Annotated in this window: 12 protein-coding genes and 1 pseudogene; 5 read left to right on the top strand and 8 right to left on the bottom strand. The window is 70.5% G+C overall.

Translation table 11 applies throughout. From position 1 onward, the window contains the following. Positions 1–106: 106 nt before the first annotated feature. On the bottom strand, positions 107–1,513 hold the full coding sequence (argH, locus tag ASC98_RS07770; RefSeq protein WP_056814052.1) for an argininosuccinate lyase: 1,407 nt from the start codon (positions 1,511–1,513) through the stop codon (positions 107–109). A 136-nt stretch (positions 1,514–1,649) separates the two neighbouring features. On the opposite strand from argH, the gene ASC98_RS07775 reads away from it, so the two are divergent. From ASC98_RS07775 to ASC98_RS07785, 3 genes are read left to right on the top strand one after another with little or no spacing between them, the layout of a single operon-like run. Next, positions 1,650–2,789, top strand: coding sequence for a sensor histidine kinase (locus tag ASC98_RS07775; RefSeq protein WP_082542127.1), 1,140 nt, complete (start codon positions 1,650–1,652; stop codon positions 2,787–2,789). A gap of 20 nt (positions 2,790–2,809) precedes the next feature. Next, positions 2,810–3,598: a LytTR family DNA-binding domain-containing protein gene (locus ASC98_RS07780; RefSeq protein WP_235581199.1), complete on the top strand. Its 789-nt coding sequence runs from the start codon at positions 2,810–2,812 to the stop codon at positions 3,596–3,598. Continuing rightward, a complete protein-coding gene (locus tag ASC98_RS07785; RefSeq protein WP_056814047.1) occupies positions 3,595–4,947 on the top strand; it encodes a hypothetical protein in 1,353 nt (450 codons plus the stop codon). The genes ASC98_RS07780 and ASC98_RS07785 overlap by 4 nt, the downstream gene beginning before the upstream one ends. A gap of 8 nt (positions 4,948–4,955) precedes the next feature. On the opposite strand, the gene ASC98_RS07790 is transcribed toward ASC98_RS07785, so the two are convergent. From ASC98_RS07790 to ASC98_RS07800, 3 genes are all read right to left on the bottom strand, one after another. Further along, positions 4,956–5,795, bottom strand: a complete 840-nt coding sequence (locus ASC98_RS07790) for a dioxygenase (RefSeq protein WP_056814045.1) — start codon at positions 5,793–5,795, stop codon at positions 4,956–4,958. A gap of 75 nt (positions 5,796–5,870) precedes the next feature. Further along, complete coding sequence (locus ASC98_RS07795; RefSeq protein ID WP_056814042.1) at positions 5,871–6,095, bottom strand: 4-oxalocrotonate tautomerase family protein; 225 nt, start codon at positions 6,093–6,095, stop codon at positions 5,871–5,873. Between the two features lie 6 nt (positions 6,096–6,101). After that, positions 6,102–6,815 carry an SDR family NAD(P)-dependent oxidoreductase gene (locus ASC98_RS07800; RefSeq protein WP_056814039.1) on the bottom strand — a complete coding sequence of 238 codons (714 nt, stop codon included), beginning with the start codon at positions 6,813–6,815 and terminating at the stop codon, positions 6,102–6,104. A gap of 133 nt (positions 6,816–6,948) precedes the next feature. Between ASC98_RS07800 and ASC98_RS07805 the strand changes: the two genes are divergently transcribed. Both ASC98_RS07805 and ASC98_RS31275 read left to right on the top strand, forming a co-directional pair. Further along, entirely contained in the window at positions 6,949–7,896 is a 948-nt protein-coding gene (locus tag ASC98_RS07805; protein ID WP_056814036.1) for a LysR family transcriptional regulator, read from the top strand. Next, positions 7,893–10,466: an ABC transporter permease gene (locus tag ASC98_RS31275; RefSeq protein ID WP_056814033.1), complete on the top strand. Its 2,574-nt coding sequence runs from the start codon at positions 7,893–7,895 to the stop codon at positions 10,464–10,466. The genes ASC98_RS07805 and ASC98_RS31275 overlap by 4 nt, the downstream gene beginning before the upstream one ends. 61 nt (positions 10,467–10,527) lie before the next feature. Here ASC98_RS31275 and ASC98_RS32100 read toward each other — a convergent pair whose 3' ends face one another. From ASC98_RS32100 to ASC98_RS32105, 4 genes and pseudogenes are all read right to left on the bottom strand, one after another. After that, on the bottom strand, positions 10,528–12,078 hold the full coding sequence (locus ASC98_RS32100; RefSeq protein ID WP_056814030.1) for a methyl-accepting chemotaxis protein: 1,551 nt from the start codon (positions 12,076–12,078) through the stop codon (positions 10,528–10,530). 161 nt (positions 12,079–12,239) lie between these two features. Next, positions 12,240–12,698, bottom strand: a pseudogene (locus ASC98_RS07820) (chemotaxis protein CheW); the annotation flags it as partial. A 189-nt stretch (positions 12,699–12,887) separates the two neighbouring features. After that, entirely contained in the window at positions 12,888–14,441 is a 1,554-nt protein-coding gene (locus ASC98_RS31575) for a methyl-accepting chemotaxis protein (protein WP_056802275.1), read from the bottom strand. Between the two features lie 77 nt (positions 14,442–14,518). Then, positions 14,519–16,453, bottom strand: a complete 1,935-nt coding sequence (locus tag ASC98_RS32105) for a methyl-accepting chemotaxis protein (protein ID WP_056802278.1) — start codon at positions 16,451–16,453, stop codon at positions 14,519–14,521. Positions 16,454–16,637 lie beyond the last annotated feature (184 nt).

The raw sequence follows: 16,637 nt of genomic DNA on the forward strand, positions 1-16,637 counted from the left end.
AGACTGAACGAACCGTATGGTGTGTGTTGAGGCCCTTTGCTTTGGTTACTTTCATTTGGGCTCAAATGAAAGTGACTCGCCCGCCGGGGCGAGACCCGGCGCCGCCTCACGCAGTGAAGAGAAGCCTCTTCCGTTGCCGCGCCAACTGCGCCCGCACCTGGTCCGGCGCCGTCCCGCCCAGCACATTGCGTGCGTTCAGCGACCCGCGCAAGGTCAGAACGTCGAACACGTCGTCCGTGATCGCCGCATGGAACCCCTGCAGCACATCCAGCGGCAGATCGCTCAGGTCGCGCTCCTCGCTCAGCGCGAACTTCACCGCATGCGCCACCACCTCGTGCGCATCCCGGAACGGCAGGCCCTTCTTGACCAGGTAGTCGGCCAGGTCGGTCGCGGTCGCATACCCCTTCAGCGCCGCGCGCTCCATCGCCTCGGGCTTCACGACGATGCCGGCCACCATCTCGGCCATGATGCGCAGCGTGTCGCGCACCGTGTCGACGGTGTCGAACAGCGGCTCCTTGTCTTCCTGGTTGTCCTTGTTGTACGTCAGCGGCTGGCCCTTCATCAGCGTCAGCAGGCCCATCAGGTGGCCGACCACGCGGCCGCTCTTGCCGCGCGCCAGTTCGGCGACGTCGGGGTTGCGCTTCTGCGGCATGATCGACGAGCCGGTGCAGTAACGGTCGGCCAGGTTGATGAAGCCGAAGTTCTGGCTCATCCACAGCACGATCTCTTCGGCCAGCCGCGACACATGCATCATCGTGATGCTCGCGAACGACGCGAACTCGATCGCGAAGTCGCGGTCGCTGACCGCGTCGAGGCTGTTTTGGCACACGCCGTCGAAGCCCAGCGTCTTCGCGACGCGCTCGCGGTCCAGCGGGTAGCTGGTGCCGGCCAGCGCCGCGGCGCCCAGCGGCAGCAGGTTCACCCGCTTGCGCACATCGGCCAGGCGCTCGGCGTCGCGCGCGAACATCTCCACATAGGCCAGCAGGTGGTGCGCAAAGCTCACTGGCTGCGCCACCTGCATGTGCGTGAATCCCGGCAGGATGGTCTCGACATGCCGCTCGGCCACGCCGACCAGCGCCTGCTGCATCGCCGCCAGCAGCGGCAGCAGCCCGTCGATCTCGTCGCGCAGCCACAGCCGCACGTCGGTCGCGACCTGGTCGTTGCGCGAGCGGCCGGTGTGCAGCCGCTTGCCGGCGTCGCCGACCAACTGCGTCAGCCGCGCCTCGACGTTCAGGTGCACGTCTTCCAGGTCGAGCTTCCAGTCGAACGCGCCGGATTCGATTTCCTGCGTGATCTGCGCCATGCCGCGCCGGATGTCGGCCAGGTCCTGCGCCCCGATCACCGATTGCGCCGCCAGCATCTCGGCATGCGCCAGGCTGCCGGCGATGTCGGCCTTCCACAGGCGCTTGTCGAAGGTCACGCTCGAGGTGTAGCGTTTGACCAGGTCGCTCATCGGCTCGGAGAACAGGGCCGACCAGGCTTCGGATTTCTTGTCGAGTTGATTGGCGGACATCGTCGGGGCGCTCGGGACGGGGCGTCGTGTAACGCTTGGTAGGCTCGGTTGCCGGGCGCCGCCAGTTGGCGACAATGCGCTGGTGGCCGCAGGAACCGGGGGAAGCCCCGGATTCTATTCGGGCCACCTTGCTGCCATGCCCGAACCCCACGCGACCACCTCCGCCTTTGCCCCCACGCCCAGCCGCCCGGCGCCGCTGTGGCCCGACTCCACCCGCTCCGGCGACCCGCACGAGCGCGGCAGCAGCATCTTCAATTCCACCAACTTCGGCGCGGTGCCGCTCGCACGCCAGCCGCTCGGGCCGGTGTCGGCCTTCGACGTCTGCCACGTCGGCGTCGTGCTGCGCGCGCTGTTCTTCGTGCACGCCGTCGTCGCGATCGGCGTCAGCTTTGCGGCGCCCACGCTGGCCGCCTGGGTGAACCTGCTCGCGCAGGGCGCCGGCATCGCGCTGCCGGCGGTGCTGCTGTGGCTGGTGTCGGCGTGCCTGCTGAAGCGCTGGCTCGCCAGGCTGCCGGCGGCCGGCCAATGGGCCGCCGCGGCCGCCCTCGGCGGCCTGAGCGGTGGGTTCGGCTGGGGGCTGCTGGTGGCGGTCGACATCCGGCTGCAGGAGACGATGCACCCGGTGGCGCCGGTGCTGGCCGGCGCCGCGCTGGCGGCCGCGCTGTTCTACTGGCTCACGCTGCGGGCCCGCGCCCGGCTGCCGGCCGACACCGCGGCCCGGCTGGCCGAGCTGCAGTCGCGCATCCGCCCGCACTTCCTGTTCAACACCCTCAACACCGCGATCGCGCTGGCGCGGCTCGACCCGGCCCGCACCGAGCACCTGCTCGAAGACCTGGCCGAGCTGTTCCGCGTGGCGCTGAGCGCGAGCGACGAATCGGTCAGCCTGGCCGAAGAGGTCGCGCTCGCGCAACGCTACCTGGCGATCGAGCAGATCCGCTTCGGCGACCGGCTGCAGCTCAGCTGGGACCTCGATGAAGACGCTGGCGCCGCGCGCGTGCCGCCGCTGCTGCTGCAGCCGCTGGTCGAGAACGCGGTGCGCCACGGCGTCGAGCCGTCGCCCGACGGCGGCGTCATCCGCATCCGTACCCGCGTCAAGCGCGCGCATGCGGTGGTCAGCATCGCGAACACCGTGCCGCGCTCCGGCTCGCGCCCCGGCAACGGCATGGCGCTGCGCAATGTGCGCGAGCGCCTGAAGCTGATGCACGATGTCGCCGCGCAGTTCGAGACCCAGCTCGAGCGCGATGTGTTCCGCGTCCAGATCGTGGTGCCGCTGTGAGCCTGGACCTTCCATCCGCCGTGCCCGCGCTGCGCGTGCTGCTGGTCGACGACGAGCCGCTCGCGCGGCTGCGCCTGCGCGGCCTGGTCGGCGATTGCGCCGAGCCGCGCGCCGAGGTGGTCGGCGAGGCCGGCAGCGCCCAGCAGGCGCTCGACTGGCTGGCCACGAACGACTGCGACCTGCTGCTGCTCGACATCCACATGCCCGGTCCCGACGGGCGCCAGCTGGCCGCGCAGCTGCGGCGCCGCAGCGACCCGCCGGCCATCGTGTTCGTCACCGCGCATGCCGAACATGCGCTGCAGGCCTTCGAGCTCGACGCCACCGACTACCTGACCAAACCGGTGCGCCGCGAGCGCCTGCAGGCGGCGCTGCAGCGTGTCGCGCAGCGCCTGAGCCTGCAGACCGCGCGGGCCGCGCCGGCCGCGGCGCCGGCCGTGCCGGACGACCAGCCGGTGATCCTCGTGAACGACCTGGGCCGCAAGCTGCGCGTGCCGGTCTCGGAAGTGCTGTACCTGAAAGCGGAGTTGAAGTACGTGACCCTGCGAACCGCCACCCACACCCATGTGCTCGACGACGCACTGACCGACCTGGAGCAGCGCCTGGGCGATCGCTTCCTGCGCATCCACCGCAACGCGCTGGTCGCGCGCCGGGCGCTGCGCGCGCTGGAGCGGCGCACGCTGCCGGGCGAAGACGGCGAGGAGGCGACCGAAGGCTGGGTGGTGCGCGTCGCGCCGGTCGACGACTGGCTGGTCGTGTCGCGCCGCCAGGTCGCGGCCGTCAAGGAAGCGATTGCCGAGGGCGGGGTATGACGCCGCCTGGCAATGCAACGCGGGCGACGGTCGGGTTCGCCGTGGTCGTGCTGCTGCTGGCGTTGGTCTGGCAAGGTGCGCCGGACGCGCCGGTGCCGCACCAACGGGTCGTGGCCGACGCGGTCGAGCCCGCCGCCTCCGCGCCCGCGATCCCGATGCCTGGCCCGCCGCTGATGGACGGGTTTGCCGCGGTCTACGGCGAGGCCGCGTCGGCCGCCGCCGCAGCCGCCAGCGCGCCGCTCGCGGCCGACGAGATCGAGGTCTGCGGCATCGGCCGCATGAAGGCGAAGGGCGGCCAGCCGCTCGACCGCACGGTCTTCACGGCGGCCGGCGACGCAGCCCACCAGCGCGTGGTGGCCGCGCTGGCGCAGCAGCCGGACGAACTGGCGCGCGCCACCGCGCTGCTACTGCAACGCGACGAGGGCCCGTCGCATGCCAACGCACCACAGGCCTGCGAAGGCGCCGACTGCGTCGCGCCGGCCGAGGCGCCGGAATCCGACCCGCAGCGCCAGGCGCGCACCGGCGCCAATGCCACGCAGCGCGACGCGCTCGCGCAGATGGCCGTCGCGACCCGCTCGCCGGCCGTCTACACGCTGGCCTGGCGCGCGTGCCGGGCGAGCCCCGGCGGGGCCTGCCAGATGCTGTCGACCCGCCAGCTCGCGACGCTCGATCCGACCAATGCCGACGCCTGGCTGGAGGTCGCCTCCGAAGCCGACCAGCGTGGCGAGACCGGCCTCGTCGACGAAGCCCTGTACCGCGCGTCGAAGGCGAGCACGGTCGACCTGCGCTGGGGCCAGGTCAGCGCGCTCGCGTTGCGCAGCCTGCCGCCGGGCGCGCCGGCCATCGAACGCCGCGCGGTGATGGAGCGCGCGGCCGGCATCGAGTCGGCGCTGGCGATGCCGGGGCTGAAGACGCTGATGCAGCACTGCGATGCGACGGCGGTGCGCGACGGCAACCGCCTGCAGGTGTGCGCCGACCTGGCCGAGCTGATGTCGAAGCGCTCGACCTCGCTGCTCGACATGGCCATCGGCCAGGCGCTGGGAGCGCGCGTCGGCTGGCCGTCGGAGCGGCTGCAGGCCCTGCGCCAGGAGCGCGATGCGATGGCGCAGGCGATGAAGCCGATGGCGATCGCGACCGGCACCGAATGGTCGTGCGCGCAGATCGAGCGCGAGACCCGGTGGACACTCGACCGCGGCCAGTTCGGCGAGATCGGCGCGGCGCGCATGCTGATCGCCCGCACCGGGCAGAACGTCGCCGCGCTGGCGAAACAGTACAACGACGACCGCGCCGCTGCGTCGGCGCGCGCGGCGAGCAGCCCGGCCTCGGGCGTCGTCGCGCTCGCGAACTGACGGGCCCGTCAGACGGCGAGCTGCTGCTTCAGCAACTCGGCCGACGGCCCGAACGCATAGGCGTCCATCCCCAGGCAGCCGTAGGTCACCGCGTCGTGCAGCCGCTGCGGCGCATGCGCGCGGCCGCCGACGCCGGCCGCCACGTACCACGGCAGCAGGTGCTCGTCGGTCGGGTGCATGTCGACGGCCGACGGGGCCTGCCGGCGGTAGTCGAACAGCGCGTCCCAGTCGCGTGCGGCGCTGCGCTCGAGCATCCAGCGCCGGAACCCGGCGCTCTCGGCCACCTCGACCGCGTCGAGGGCCGGCCGGCCGCTGCTGAAGATGCGGCGCAGGTTGTGCGTGATGCTGCCGCTGCCCATCACCAGCACGCCTTCGTCGGCCAGCGAGGCCAGCAGCTCGCCGAGCGCGAACTGCTGCGCCGGCGGCAGGTTCGGCACCCACGCGAGCGGCAGCACCGGGATGTCGGCCAGCGGGCGCATGAAGCGCAGCATGCTCCAGATGCCGTGGTCCAGGCCGCCTTCGTCGCTGTGGTGCACCGGCAGGCCGGCCGCGCGCAGCCGGGCCTCGACCTGCGCCGCCAGTTCGGGTGCGCCGGGTGGGCTGTACTGCAGCTGGTACAGCGCATCGGGGAAGCCGCCGAAGTCGTGCACCGCCTGGTGCGTGGCCGCACCGAGCAGCACCGGCTCGCGCGCGACGCTGTGCGCCGATACGGCGAGGATGGCCTTCGGGCGCGGATGGTGGGCCTCGAGCGTCGCGCCCAGGCGCTGCAGGAACGGGCCGGTGGCGCCGGGTTCCAGCGCCAGCATCGGCGAGCCGTGGGACAGGAAGATCGCGGGCAGGGTGTTCATGCCACAAATTACAGCACCCTGCGTGCCCGGCGCCGTTCGGCGGATTTGCACGCAGGGTTCACGGTGCTTGCTGGACTAGACCGGCCTGCCTCGGGCCGTTGTTTCGTCCTTGCGGCGCTCGGTGACGGACCGCCCCGCCACCCCCCAGTTGTCGGTCTCGACCTCGTCGATGATCACGAAGGTCGTCGCCGGGTCCTTGCCCAGCACGCGGACCATCATCTCGGTGGCTTCGGCGATCAGCTGCTGCTTCTGCGGCTGCGTGACGCCTTCACGGGTGACTTCGATGCGGATGAGCGGCATGGCGGTTCACCAGTGGCCGGCGGACTGGCCGCCATCGACGTGCAGGATCTCGCCCGTCACGAAGCTCGCCTTCTCGAGGAACAGCACCGCGTCGACGATGTCGCTCATCTCGCCCATGCGGCCCACCGGGTGCAGGCTGCTCAGCGCGGCATGGTTCTCCGGCGGGTGCATCGGCGTCTTGATGATGCCGGGCGACACCGCGTTGACCCGGATGCCGCGCGACGCGTACTCGATCGCGAGCGCCCGGGTCGCGGCGTTCAACCCGCCCTTGGTGATCGACGCCAGCACCGCCGGCACGCCGTTGATCGGCTGGTCGACGATGCTGGTCGTGATCTGCACGATGTGGCCCGAACCCTGCGCTTCCATGCGCGCCACCGCGCGCTGCGTCACGTGGAAGAAGCCGGCCAGGTTGGTCGCGATGTTGGCCGACCAGTCGTCCGCGGTGAACTGCGTGAACGGCTTGGCCGTGAAGATGCCGGCGTTGTTCACCAGCGTGTCGATGCGGCCGAAGCGGTCGACGCCTTCGCTGAAGATGCGCTCGGCGGTGGCCGGGTCGGCGATGTCGCCGGCGATCGCGAGGATGCCGGGGTCGTCGCTCGCGCGGATCGAGCGCGAATTGGCCACGACGCGGAAGCCCGCCTCGCGGTAGGCCTTGACGAGGGCGGCGCCGATGCCGCTGGACGCGCCGGTGATGACGGCGACTTTGGGTTCGTGTTTCATGGTGAATGGCTCCTGCAGACAGAGTGGAAAGAACAGGCCTTCACTCTAGGAACCGGGCGCCTTCCGATAAAGACGGTTCGCTTAACATCTGGCGCTACACCGTGTAATCAATGCGGCCGCTGGGTGCGATGACATGAAACGGCAGTTCGACGACGTGATGCTGGGCAGCATCGAGCTGTTCTGCCTCGCGGCCGAACACCAGGGGTTCACCGCCGCCGCGGCGATCGCCGGCGTGACGCCGGCCGCGGTCAGTCGCTCGATCGGCCGGCTCGAAGAGCGGCTCGGCGTGCGGCTCTTCGTGCGGACGACGCGCCAGATCCGGCTGACCGACGCAGGGCGTTCCTACTTCGAGCGCTGCCGCGCCGCGCTCGACCAGCTGGTCGATGCCGAGCGCGAGGCCGGCGGCCAGCAGGCACGCGCCTCCGGCCTGCTGCGCATCAGCGTGCCGACCACCTACGGCCACCACCGGCTGCTGCCGATGCTGCCGGCCTTCATGCAGGCCCATCCGGACGTCAAGGTCGAGCTGCACGTCAGCAACCGCAACATCGATTTCGGCGACGAAGGTTTCGATCTCGCGATCCGCGTGCGCCCGCCCGACGACTCGACGCTGATCTGCCGGCACCTGGAAGACGCGGAGCTGGTGCTTGTCGCGTCGCCCGACTACCTCGCGCGGCACGGGGCGCCATCGACGCTGGCCGAGCTGGCCGGCCACGACTGCATCCAGTTCGAACTGCCGAGCAACGGGCGCCCGATCCCATGGCTGTTCCGCGACGACGGGGAGGACGTGGACCTGCTGACCGCCGGCCGGTATGCCTGCGCCGATGATGTGCTGGCCGGCGTGACGCTGGCCCGCCATGGCGCCGGCATCTTCCAGGCCTACCGCTTCGTCGTCGACGCCGACCTGGCGGCCGGCCGGCTGACCGAGCTGCTGACGCCCTTCGGCGGCCGGTCCCGGCCCTACAACCTGCTGTACCCGCACGCCCGCCATGTCCCGCTGAAAGTGCGGGCCTTCGTCGACCACTTGCTCGAGCGCAAGCGTCAATGGGACGATCCGGCTCCCACCCGAAAGAAATCCCGATGACGTCTGCCGATTCCGCTGTTCCCGTGTCGCCCGCCGCTCCCCGCCCCGCATCGGCCTGGACCCTCGCCTGGCGGCAGGCCGCGCGCGACTTCCGCGCCGGCGAGCTGCGGCTGCTGCTGGTCGCGGTGATGCTGGCGGTGGCGGCGTTGAGCGCGGTCGGCTTCTTCGCCGACCGGCTGAATGCCGGCCTCGCGCGCGACGCGCGCCAGATGCTGGGCGGCGATGCGATCGTCGCGAGCGACCAGCCGGCACCGGCCGACATCGCCGAACGCGCCCGCGGCCTCGGGCTCAAGCTCGCGCAGACCGCGACCTTCCCGAGCATGGGCCGCGCGCCCGACGACAAGGGCGGCGCGTCGCGGCTGGTGGCCGTCAAGAGCGTGACCAGCGGCTACCCGTTGCGCGGCAAGCTGACGGTCGCCGACACGCCCGGTGGGCCGCAGCGCAGCGTCGCGAGCGCGCCGGCCGCCGGCACCGTGTGGGTCGATGCCGGCGTGCTCGACGCGCTGCAGCTGAAGGTCGGCGATGCGCTGCTGCTCGGCGACGCCCGCCTGCGCATCGCGTCGGTCATCGTGATCGAGCCCGACCGCGGCGCCGGCTTCATCAGCTTCGCGCCGCGCGTGATGCTCAATGAGGCCGACCTGCCCGCCACCGGGCTGGTGCAGCCGGCGAGCCGTGTCACCTACCGGCTCGCGGTGGCGGCCCCCGACGGCCGCGAGGCCGCGCTGCGCGAATTCGTCGGCTGGACCGAGGCGCAGGTCAAGGCGCGCCAGTTGCGCGGCATGCGCGTCGAATCGCTCGAGACGGGCCGCCCCGAGATGCGCCAGACGCTGGACCGCGCGCAGAAGTTCCTGAACCTGGTGGCGCTGCTGGCCGCGTTGCTGGCGGCCGTTGCGGTCGGCATCGCGGCGCGCGACTTCGCCGACCGCCACCTCGACGACTGCGCGATGCTGCGCGTGCTCGGCCAGCCGCAGCGCACGATCGCGGCGCAGTACCTGCTGGAGTTCGGCATCGTCGGCGTGCTGGCCAGCGTGGCCGGCGTGCTGCTCGGCTTCGCGGTGCACTACGTGTTCGTCTGGCTGCTGGCCGGGCTGGTCGACAGCGCGCTGCCGGCCGCGAGCGTGTGGCCGGCGCTGTTCGGCATCGGCGTCGGCTTCACGCTGCTGATGGGCTTCGGGCTGCCGCCGGTGCTGCAGCTGGCGCAGGTGCCGCCGCTGCGCGTGATCCGCCGCGATGTCGGCGCGCTGAAGCCGGCGTCGATCGCGGTGCTGGCCGCCGGTGCGATCGGCTTCGCGGCGCTGCTGCTCGCGGTGTCGTCCGACCTGACGCTCGGGCTGATCGCGGTCGGCGGCTTTGCCGGCGCGATCGCGGTGTTCGCGGCGCTGTCGTGGATCGCGGTGCAGCTGCTGCGCCGCGCGGTGCCCGAATCGCGCGCGCCGCGCTGGCTGGTGCTGGCGACGCGGCAGATCGCCGCGCGCCCGGCCTTCGCGGTGCTGCAGGTGTCGGCGCTCAGCGTCGGGCTGCTGGCGCTGATGCTGCTGGTGCTGCTGCGCACCGACCTGATCTCCAGCTGGCGCGCCGCTACGCCGGCCGATGCGCCGAACCGCTTCGTGATCAACATCCAGCCGGAGCAGGCCGATGCCTTCCAGGCGCGGCTGAAGGCCGCCGGCGTCGCACGCTACGACTGGTTCCCGATGATCCGCGGCCGGCTGGTCGCGGTGAACGGCAAGCCGACCAGCGCCGACGACCTGCAGGAAGAGCGCGCCAAGCGCCTGCTCGACCGCGAGTTCAACCTGAGCCACGACGCGAAGCTGCCGGAGCACAACACCGTGACGGCCGGCCGCTGGACGCCCGACGAAGCGGGCGGCCTGAGTGTCGAAGAGGGGTTGGCCGAGACGCTGCACCTGAAGCTCGGCGACACGCTGCGCTTCGACATCGCCGGCATCACCGCTGAAGGCCGCATCACCAGCCTGCGCAAGGTCGACTGGGGCTCGATGCGGGCCAACTTCTTCGTGATGTTCCCGAGCGCGCAGATGCCGGACCTGCCGGCCACCTACCTGACGGCCTTCCGCGCGCCGACGACGCCGGGTTTCGACAACGCGCTGAGCCGCGAATTCCCGAACATCACCGCGGTCGACGTGTCGGCCTCGCTGGGCCAGGTCCAGCGGGTGCTCGACCAGGTGATCCGCGCGGTCGAGTTCCTGTTCGGCTTCACGCTGGCGGCCGGCCTGGTGGTGCTGTTCGCCGCGGTGACGGCCACGCGCGAGGCGCGCGCCCGCGAGTTCGCGGTGATGCGTGCGCTCGGCGCGAGCGCGCGGCTGCTCGGCCAGGTGCAGCGTGCCGAGCTGCTCGGCGTCGGCGCGCTGGCCGGCTTCCTGGCGTCGGTGGCGGCCGCCGCGGTCGGCTGGGCGCTCGCGAAGTACGTGTTCCAGTTCAGCTGGAACCCCTCGCCGTGGCTGCCGCTGGGTGGCAGCCTGGCCGGCGCGCTGCTGGCGCTGGCGGCCGGCTGGTGGGGGCTGCGCGAGGTGGTGTCTCGGCCGGTGATCGAGACGCTGCGCCGCGCGGCGGAGTAAGTCGGGTGGCCAGCGGGGAACGGCGTCCGACCACGGCCCGGATCGGCATCCGGGCTGCGAATCAGGCGAGCCGGAACACCGACACCGCGCCGGCCAGCACGCGCGCCTGATCCTTCAGGCTCTCGGCGGCCGCGGCACTCTCCTCGACGAGCGCCGAATTCTGCTGCGTCATCTGGTCGAGCTGGGTCACCGCGGCATTGACGCTGCCGATGCCGTCGCTCTGCTCGGACGAGGTGGCGGTGATCTCGCCGATGATGTCCGAGACGCGCTGCACCGAGCCGACGATCTCGCCCATCGTCTTGCCCGCATCGGCCACCAGCCGCGAACCGGCTTCGACGCGGTCGACGCTGGCGCCGATCAGCCCCTTGATCTCCTTCGCCGCCTGCGCGCTTCGCTGTGCGAGGCTGCGCACTTCGCTGGCGACGACCGCGAAGCCGCGGCCCTGCTCGCCGGCACGCGCCGCTTCGACGGCCGCGTTCAGCGCGAGGATGTTGGTCTGGAACGCAATCCCGTCGATCACGCCGACGATGTCGTTGATCTTCTTCGAGCTGGCGTTGATCTCGTCCATCGTCGAGACCACCTGCGAGACCACGGCGCCGCCGCGTGCGGCGACCTCGGCGGCCGACGCGGCCAGCTGGTTCGCCTGCAGCGCCGAATCGGCGCTCTGCTTGACGGTGCCGGTCAGCTGCACCATCGACGACGCCGCCTGCTGCAGGTTGCTCGCGGTCTGTTCGGTGCGGACGCTCAGGTCCTGGTTGCCGGTCGCGATCTCGGCACTGGCGGTCGCGATGTTGTCGGTCGATTGCTTGACCTGCGAGACCAGCGTGCGCAACGCGTTCTGCATGCCGTCCATCGCATGCAGCAGCCGGCCGATCTCGTCGTCGCTGCGCGGTTCCACCGCCTGCGACAGGTCCCCCTGCGCGATGCGCCGGGCCAGCTCGCTCGCATGCGCGATCGATGCATTGATGCTGCGCACCGTCAGCACCGTCAGCGGCAGCAGCACCGCGAGCGCCGCCAGCACGCCGCCGGCCAGCAGCGCCGATTGGGTGCCGATCGCGCGTTCGACCGCGGCCTGCCCGGCCGCCACGTGCTCGCGCGACGCATCGGACAGCACGCCCAGTGTCTTCTCGACCGCGTCGATGTTGTCCTTCAGCTGACCGGCGTAGGCGCCGGCCACCGCGCCGTCGATGGTCGCCCGTTCCAGCTGGTCGATCACCGGCAGCATGCCGTCGTGGTAGGCCTTCAGCTGTTCGAGCGCCGCGGCGATGGTCTTGGCCTGCTCGGCGTCCAGCCGCTTGCCCAGGCCGTCCAGCCGCGCCAGCGTCTCGGCATGCGCCTTCGTCCACGAGGCCTTGTTGTCGGTGACCTCGTTGACGTTGTTGAAGTTGATGATCATCTCCTTCTCGAAGCGCCGCAGCCGGCCGAGCGTCGTGCGCAGCTCGCCGATGTCCGAGGCCATGCCGAAGTCGTCGGCCACCAGCGTGCGCACCGTGCCGCGCGTGCCGTGCAGCGCGGCCCAGCCGATGCCGCCGATCAGGCCGAGCAGCAGCAGCGAGAAGCAGGTCGCGAAGTAGAGCCGCGAGCGGATCGAGAGGCGGGAGAGATAGCGCATGGGCTTGCGCAGACGGTTCAGTGCGTGCTGTCGATCAGGCCCATCTCGGAGCTGGCCATCAGTTCTTCGATGTCCATCAGGATGAGCATGCGGTCGTTGACGCTGGAGATGCCGGTGATGAAGCTGGTGTCGACGGCGGAGGCCATCTCGGGGGCGGGCTNGCTGGCCATCAGTTCTTCGATGTCCATCAGGATGAGCATGCGGTCGTTGACGCTGGAGATGCCGGTGATGAAGCTGGTGTCGACGGCGGAGGCCATCTCGGGGGCGGGCTTGATGGARTCGCGCGAGAGTTCGAGCACGTCGCTGACGGAGTCGACGACGGCRCCGACGACGCGGCCGCGCACGTTGAGCACGATGACGACGGTGAAGCTGTTGTAGTCGTTGGAGTCGCAGCCGAGCTTCAGGCGCAGGTCGACGATGGGGACGATGACGCCGCGCAGGTTGACCACGCCCTTGATGAAGGCGGGGGCGTTGGCGATGCGGGTGGGGGCTTCGTAGGAGCGGATCTCCTGGACCTTCAGGATGTCGATGCCGTATTCCTCGGCGCCGAGGCGGAAGGTCAGGAACTCGCCACCGGACTGGGTGGCGGCGGAAGCGCGGGCGGCTTCATGCCGGGCCACNGATGTCGATGCCGTATTCCTCGGCGCCGAGGCGGAAGGTCAGGAACTCGCCACCGGACTGGGTGGCGGCGGAAGCGCGGGCGGCTTCATGCCGGGCCACGTGGGAAGCTTCGTGGATCATGTCCATGGGGGAGTCCTGTGCAGAGCTGGTGAACGTTGGGGCAGGGCTGATGCGGTGCCGGTACCGGTCTATCGACCGGCCGCCGGCAAACTGAAGGTCGACACCACCGACGCCAGGCGCTGGGCCTGGTCGCGCAGGCTTTCGGCGGCGGCGGCGCTTTCCTCGACCAGCGCGGCGTTCTGCTGGGTCATCTGGTCGAGCTGCGTCACCGCGGTGTTGATCTGGCCGATGCCGTCGCTCTGTTCGGACGACGCGGCGGTGATCTCGCCGATGATGTCCGAGACGCGCTGCACCGAGCCGACGATCTCCTGCATCGTCTGGCCGGCGTCGGCCACCAGGCGCGAACCGGCGTCCACCCGCTCGACGCTGGCGCCGATCAGGCTCTTGATCTCCTTGGCCGCCTCGGCGCTGCGCTGGGCCAGGCTGCGCACCTCGCTCGCGACGACCGCGAAGCCGCGGCCCTGTTCGCCGGCGCGGGCCGCTTCCACCGCGGCGTTCAGCGCCAGGATGTTGGTCTGGAACGCGATGCCGTCGATCGTGCCGATGATGTCGGCGATCTTCTTCGACGAGGCATTGATCTCGTCCATCGTCGTGACGACCTGCGCGACGACCGAGCCGCCGCGCGCGGCGACCTCGGCCGCCGACGACGCCAGCTGGTTGGCCTGGCGGGCCGAATCGGCGCTCTGCCGGACGGTGCCGGTGAGCTGCTCCATCGACGACGCGGCCTGCTGCAGGTTGCTCGCGGTCTGCTCGGTGCGGGCGCTCAGGTCCTGGTTGCCGGTCGCGATCTCGGTGCTGGCGGTGGAGATGCTGTCGGTGCTCTGGCGCACCTGGCCGACCAGGCGGCCGAGCGATTCCTGCATCGCCTTCAGCGACTGCAGCAGCTCGGCGGCCTCGTCCTGGCCGTGCACCTGGATGTGCTGCGTCAGGTCGCCGGCGCTGATGGCCTGGGCAATCCGCTGCGCCTGCGCGATCGGCCGGGTGACCGAGCGCGTCACGCGCCAGGCCAGCAGCGCGGCCAGCAGCATCGCGCCGGCGCCGCCCAGGCCGAGCGCCAGCATGCCGACGAAGCCGGCGCGGTCAGCGCGCTCCTTTGTCGCGGTCATGCTGTCGCGCTGGCCCTGGACCAGCTTCTCGACGGTGTCGCTGTAGGCCTTGGCGGCCGGGAACAGCTTGTCCATCACTTCGGCGGTCACGTCCTCGCCGCCTTCCTTGCGCTTGAGCAGGCCGTTGCGCAGGCCCTGGTAGGCATCGCGCTGCACGTTCACCGCCTCCAGCAGCCGCTTGTCGGCATCGGAGGTCGCGACCTCCTGCATGCGCTTCAGGCGCTCGGTCTGCGTGGTCACGACGTCCTTCATCTCGGCGCGCACGCGGGTCTTGATCTGTTCGTCGTTCGCGAAGAACACCACCCAGTTGCGGGCGGTGTTGGCTTCGATCGCGCGAGCCCAGCGCTCCGACAGCGACAGTTTCTCGGCGTCGAGCGTGCCGAGTTCCTCCGACAGCGTGCGCATCGTCGAGATGCGGTCGAGGCCGAAACCGACGGCGGCGGCGCACAGCAGTGCGATCGAACCGAACCCGACCGCGAGACGCGGACCGAGGCGCATGGCAGACAACGAGAACATCGCGAACTTCCCTTCTTGTAGACCGCCTCCCAGGCGGCATGTCGATCGTTCGGAGTGCAGGCCCTGCCCGTGGTGGCTCAAACCTGCTGGAGACGGAAACTGCCGACCGCCTGCGCGAGCCGCGCGGCCTGGTCCTTCAGGCTTTCGGCGGCGGCGGTGGATTCTTCGACCAGCGCGGCGTTCTGCTGCGTCATCTGGTCGAGCTGGTTGACGGACTGGTTGACCTGGCCGATGCCGTCGCTCTGCTCGGATGCGGCGGTGGTGATCTCGCCGATGATGTCCGAGACGCGCTGTACCGAGCCGACGATCTCTCCCATCGTCTTGCCGGCGTCGGCCACCAGCCGCGAGCCGGCCTCGACACGGTCGACGCTCGCACCGATCAGGCCCTTGATTTCCTTCGCCGCCTCGGCGCTGCGCTGCGCGAGGCTGCGCACCTCGCTGGCGACGACCGCGAAGCCGCGGCCCTGTTCGCCGGCGCGCGCGGCTTCGACCGCGGCGTTCAGCGCCAGGATGTTGGTCTGGAACGCGATGCCGTCGATCACGCCGATGATGTCGGCGATCTTCTTCGACGAGGCATTGATCTCGTCCATCGTCGTGACGACCTGCGAGACGACCGAGCCGCCGCGGGCCGCGACTTCCGCGGCCGACGACGCGAGTTGATTCGCCTGGCGGGCCGAGTCGGCGCTCTGCTTGACGGTGCCGGTGATCTGCTCCATCGACGACGCAGCGCGCTGCAGGTTGCTGGCGGTCTGTTCGGTGCGGGCGCTCAGGTCCTGGTTGCCGGTCGCGATCTCGGCGCTGGCCGTGGTGATCGAGTCGACCGAGCTGCGCACCGAGCCGATCATCTGCTGGAAGCGCTGGCGCATGCCTTCGACATTGCGGATCAGCTCGCCGATCTCGTCGCGCTGGTCGCTGTGGCAGGGCTGCGTCAGGTCGCCAGCCGCCAGCACCGTGACGGCGCGCGACAGGTCCTGCAGCGGCTGGCCGACCCAGCGGCGCATCATCAGGAACAGCCCGCCGCCGAGCAGCAGCGCGGCGATGCCGAGCAGCGTCGCGAACGGCACGATGGTGGCCCAATGGGTCTTCATCGCCTCGCTGTCCGACACCTCGGACACCACCCATTGGTTGCCGGCCTTGGCCTTGCGCAGCACGGCCCAGTGGTCCTGGTGCTTCGTCTCGAGCACGGCGCCGCCGTCCTTCGCCCAGCCGTTGGGAGCGGCCTCGAGGCGCGCCAGCAGTTCCTTCGCGTCCGGAAAGGCGTCCAGCACCTTCTTGCCCTTGGCGGTCGGGTGCACGACGAAGACGGCCTCTTCGGGCGACTTCTTCGGATCGATCACGTAGACGCCGCCGCTGTCGAAGAAGCGGATGTCGCTCGCGAGCTTGTCGATCGCCACCTGGAAGGCGCTGACGTCGAAGCCGATGTACAGGATGCCGATCACCTTGCCGCTCGCGTCCTTGATCGGCTCGTAGCGGGCCATGTAGGGCGTGCCGAACAGCACCGCGCGGCCGGTGTAGGTCTGGCCGGCCATCATCAGCGCATGCGCCGGATGGCTGCTGCCGAGCATCGTGCCCATCGCGCGCTCGCCGTTTTCCTTCTTCACCGAGGTGGTGATGCGCTGGAAATCGTCGCCCTTGCGCGCGAACACGGTGGCCGTGCCGCCGCTCTGCTGCGCGAACTCGTCCACCTGCGTGAAGTTGCCGTTCAGCGGCGTGTCGCCGACCTTCAGCGTGGTGGTGGCCTCATCCAGCGTGAACGGCTGCTTGAACTCGTTCTTGAAGTTGACGAAGAACTTCTCGACCAGCACGCGCGAGGTCATGTCGAACGCGTCGATCGAATCGGCGACCGATTGCGTCTTGTCGGCGACCCAGGTGACGATGCGCTCGCGCGAGCGGTCGGCGGCGACCAGGCTCATCGTGGCGCAGATTGCGAACAGCACCACCGACAGGCTCAGCGCCCCGATGATGGAAACCTTGCGCGCGACCGAGCCGCGGCTGTGAAGCGCCGTGTTCATGAAAACCTTGGGAAACCGGGAACGGGAAATCGGGGGAAGGGATGTCAGGGGCTGTCGATCAGGCCCATCTCGGCGCTGGCCATCAGTTCTTCGATGTCCATCAGGATGAGCATGCGGTCGTTGACGCTGGAGATGCCGGTGATGAAGCTGGTGTCGACGGCGGAGGCCATCTCGGGGGCGGGCT

This window comes from Rhizobacter sp. Root1238, assembly GCF_001425825.1.
Lineage (GTDB): Bacteria > Pseudomonadota > Gammaproteobacteria > Burkholderiales > Burkholderiaceae_C > Rhizobacter.

What these genes read in the sequence shown, in the direction of transcription:
- argH (WP_056814052.1), bottom strand. Translation starts at nt 1,513, where the DNA reads ATGTCCGCCAATCAACTCGACAAGAAATCCGAAGCCTGGTCGGCCCTG.
- ASC98_RS07775 (WP_082542127.1), top strand. Translation starts at nt 1,650, where the DNA reads ATGCCCGAACCCCACGCGACCACCTCCGCCTTTGCCCCCACGCCCAGC.
- ASC98_RS07785 (WP_056814047.1), top strand. Translation starts at nt 3,595, where the DNA reads ATGACGCCGCCTGGCAATGCAACGCGGGCGACGGTCGGGTTCGCCGTG.
- ASC98_RS07790 (WP_056814045.1), bottom strand. Translation starts at nt 5,795, where the DNA reads ATGAACACCCTGCCCGCGATCTTCCTGTCCCACGGCTCGCCGATGCTG.
- ASC98_RS07795 (WP_056814042.1), bottom strand. Translation starts at nt 6,095, where the DNA reads ATGCCGCTCATCCGCATCGAAGTCACCCGTGAAGGCGTCACGCAGCCG.
- ASC98_RS07800 (WP_056814039.1), bottom strand. Translation starts at nt 6,815, where the DNA reads ATGAAACACGAACCCAAAGTCGCCGTCATCACCGGCGCGTCCAGCGGC.
- ASC98_RS07805 (WP_056814036.1), top strand. Translation starts at nt 6,949, where the DNA reads ATGAAACGGCAGTTCGACGACGTGATGCTGGGCAGCATCGAGCTGTTC.
- ASC98_RS31275 (WP_056814033.1), top strand. Translation starts at nt 7,893, where the DNA reads ATGACGTCTGCCGATTCCGCTGTTCCCGTGTCGCCCGCCGCTCCCCGC.
- ASC98_RS32100 (WP_056814030.1), bottom strand. Translation starts at nt 12,078, where the DNA reads ATGCGCTATCTCTCCCGCCTCTCGATCCGCTCGCGGCTCTACTTCGCG.
- ASC98_RS31575 (WP_056802275.1), bottom strand. Translation starts at nt 14,441, where the DNA reads ATGTTCTCGTTGTCTGCCATGCGCCTCGGTCCGCGTCTCGCGGTCGGG.
- ASC98_RS32105 (WP_056802278.1), bottom strand. Translation starts at nt 16,453, where the DNA reads ATGAACACGGCGCTTCACAGCCGCGGCTCGGTCGCGCGCAAGGTTTCC.